We start from the raw sequence: 2982 nt of genomic DNA on the forward strand, positions 1-2982 counted from the left end.
AGCCAGCCCTGGCCCTTCCCGTCGCAGCTGATGATCGGCCTGGTCGCCGAGGTCGACAGCATGGACGCGCGGCCCGACCAGACCGAGCTGGAGGCGGTGGCCTGGCTGACGCGGGCCGAGGCGACGGCGGTGCTGGCGGGGACCCATCCGTCGATCAAGGCGCCCCACCCCATCGCCATCGCGCGGACGCTGATCCAGGCCTGGGTGGACGGGTTCGAGCCCTAGCGGCCGGCGATCGCCCGCGCCGCCGCGAGATCGTCGGGGTTGTCGACCGACAGCGGCGCATCGTCGATGACGGCCGCCCAGATCTGGAGGCCCATTTCGAGGGCGCGGAGCTGCTCCAGCTTCTCGCGGCGCTCCAGCGGCGACGGCGGGGCGGCGCAGAAGCGCTCGAGCGCCGCGCGGCGATAGCCGTACAGGCCGATGTGGCGCCAGACCGGCGCGTCGCCGAACAGGGTCGAACGGGTGAAATACAGGGCGCGGCCCTGACGCTCGCCCTCGGACAGGGCGACCACGGCCTTGACCACGTCGGGATTGGTCCGGTCCGAGGCGTCGGCCTCGGGCGCGATCAGGGTGGCGATGTCGCAGGCCGGCTCGTCGTGCAGCAGGGCCGCGCAAGCCGTGGCCAGGCCAGGGTCGGCGAAGGGCATGTCGCCCTGCAGGTTGATGACGGCGTCATGCACGCCGTCCGGATCGATGGCGTCCAGCGCGGCGCGGATGCGGTCGGAGCCCGAGGGCAGGTCGGGATCGGTCAGGACAGCGACGCCGCCGTCGGCCTCGATCGCTGCGACGATCTCCGCATCGCCCGCGGCGACGGCGACGGGAAGGCCGGACAGGGCCGCCTGGCGATACGCGCGCACGATCATCGGCACGCCGCCGATGTCGGCCAGCGGCTTGTTCGGCAGGCGGGTCGCGGCCATGCGGGCGGGGATCAGGATCAGCGGGTTCAAGTTCAGGTCCTGGGGGCGGCTGGGGACTGCGACAGATCAGCGAGCTTCCGCCGGTTGCGAAGGCCGCGCTAGCGTGTAAGAGACGCCCACGCAAGAATTCGCCCGCCCGGTCATACGGTCGGGCCTCAGAAACGGGATGAGACGACGCGCATGAGCGGCGATCTGAAGTGGAACAAGATTCTGGGCGCCGGACTGGCGACCGCCTTCGTCATCATCGGCGTACAGCAGGTGACCGGCGCGATTTATCACACCGAGGCCCCTGAAAAGATGGGCTATTTCGTCGACGCCCCGGAAGAGGCCGCCGGCGGAGACGCCGAAGTCGAACTGGCGCCTGACTGGGGCACCGTCCTGCCGGCCGCGGACCTCGCCGCCGGCGAGGCCGCCTTCGCGCGCTGCCAGGCCTGCCACACGGCGGTGGCCGGCGGTCCCAACGGCATCGGCCCCAACCTGTTCGGCGTGGTCGGCGGACCGGTCATGCACAGCGCGGGCTTCGCCTATTCCGACGCCATGAGCGCTCACAAGGCCGAGGCGCCGACCTGGGGCCTGGACGAGCTGGACAAATTCCTGACTGCGCCCGGCCGCTACGTCCCCGGCACCAAGATGTCGTTCGCCGGCATTCGCGACACCAACACCCGCGTCAACCTGATCGCCTGGCTGCGCAGCCAGGGCTCGGGCGGCATGGCCATCCCCGCGCCCGATCCGGCGCGTCAGCCCGGGGCGGCTCCCGCGGCGGCTGCCGAAGGCGCCCCGGTCGCTCCCGGCGCCGCGGAAGCGGCCGAGGGGGCCGGCGGACAGGCCGGCGGCGCTCCGGTCGACGGCGCCTCGCCCGCGGCCCAGCCGACCACGACGGCCACGCCCGCCGCTCCGCCCGCCTAGACCAGCCCGGCGCCGCCCGACGACCAGGGTTTGTCTGGCTCCATATCGATGCAAAAGGGGCGGTCAATGGCCGTCCCTTTTTTCGAGTTCAGGGTCGGGTGAGCGACTGCGCACCGGGCGGAACGCAGCGGCGCCAGGCGGGCGGGTAAAGCCTGCGCCGCGTCTCCGCTCTGGACAACAGATGGTGCTCCAGCCTACCTAGGCGCGGCTCCACTAACCTCTCCGGCAGGTGGGTAAAGCCCGCGCCACCCCAAGGATAAAGCTTTGCAAATGCGATTTTTCCTCTTGCTTCTTGCCGCTGCGAGTCTGGCCGGCTGCGGGATGCGTGGGCCGGCGGCCTATAATGCGGCGGGAACCATCGACCCTGAGCAGTTTATGGTCCGCTCGTCCGGCCCCGAAGCGACCGGCTATCGCATCGGCCCTGCGGACAAGCTCAGAGTGACTGTGTTGCAGGTCGAAGACCTGTCTTTTCCCGAGATCGTCGTCGATGCATCGGGCAAGCTGCAGCTGCCGCTGCTGGGCTCCGTGCAGGCGGCCGGTTTGACGCCGGCTGAGCTGTCGGCGGATCTCCAGACAAGGCTGGGGGAAAGATACCTTCGCAATCCGCAGGTATCCGTCTCGGTGTCCGAGGCCGCGAGCCAGAAGGTCATCGTTGACGGAGCCGTGACGAAACCGGGCGTCTATGTCATGCGCGGACGGACGACGCTGCTGCAGGCGGTCGCCATGGCCGAAGGCGGTACGCAGATTGCTGACCTCAAGAAGGTCGCGGTGTTCCGGACAGTCGAAGGTCGGCGCATGATCGCCGTGTTCGATCTCGCCGCCATCCGGCGTGGTCAGGCTACGGATCCGGAGATTCTCGGCGACGACATTGTCGTGGTCGACACGTCCCGCCTTAACGCCCGGTATCGCGACATCCTCGCTGTTCTGCCGGCGTTGGCGTACTTCACATATCTGTAGAACCGGGTCGTCCGGCGGACGCAAGAAGCGTCACACATCCTTGTATCGACGGAAGGGGCGGTCTTCGGGCCGCCCTTTTCTCTTGCGGTCAGAGGCGGCGGATGACGGGGTCCGCGCCGCCGGTTCCGCGGTGCCGGGCGTTCGCCTCGGCGAAGGCCTCGATCACCACCGCGCCGTGATGGCCGGTGGCGTGCAGGAC

The 2982-nt window shown here is 69.7% G+C and carries 3 protein-coding genes and 1 pseudogene; 3 read left to right on the top strand and 1 reads right to left on the bottom strand.

Annotated features, from left to right (window positions below; genetic code table 11):
- Positions 1-225: pseudogene (locus V6M42_RS03620) on the top strand (NAD(+) diphosphatase); the annotation flags it as partial.
- Here the strand turns inward: V6M42_RS03620 and V6M42_RS03625 are convergent.
- A complete protein-coding gene (locus V6M42_RS03625; protein ID WP_332677214.1) occupies positions 222-950 on the bottom strand; it encodes a 3-deoxy-manno-octulosonate cytidylyltransferase in 729 nt (242 codons plus the stop codon). The pseudogene V6M42_RS03620 and the gene V6M42_RS03625 overlap by 4 nt on opposite strands.
- A gap of 150 nt (positions 951-1100) precedes the next feature.
- Between V6M42_RS03625 and V6M42_RS03630 the strand changes: the two genes are divergently transcribed.
- Both V6M42_RS03630 and V6M42_RS03635 read left to right on the top strand, forming a co-directional pair.
- A complete protein-coding gene (locus V6M42_RS03630) occupies positions 1101-1826 on the top strand; it encodes a c-type cytochrome (protein WP_332661207.1) in 726 nt (241 codons plus the stop codon).
- A 270-nt stretch (positions 1827-2096) separates the two neighbouring features.
- Complete coding sequence (locus V6M42_RS03635; RefSeq protein WP_332677216.1) at positions 2097-2783, top strand: polysaccharide biosynthesis/export family protein; 687 nt, start codon at positions 2097-2099, stop codon at positions 2781-2783.
- The last annotated feature ends 199 nt before the right edge of the window (positions 2784-2982 follow it).

This window comes from Brevundimonas sp., assembly GCF_036677305.1.
Lineage (GTDB): Bacteria > Pseudomonadota > Alphaproteobacteria > Caulobacterales > Caulobacteraceae > Brevundimonas.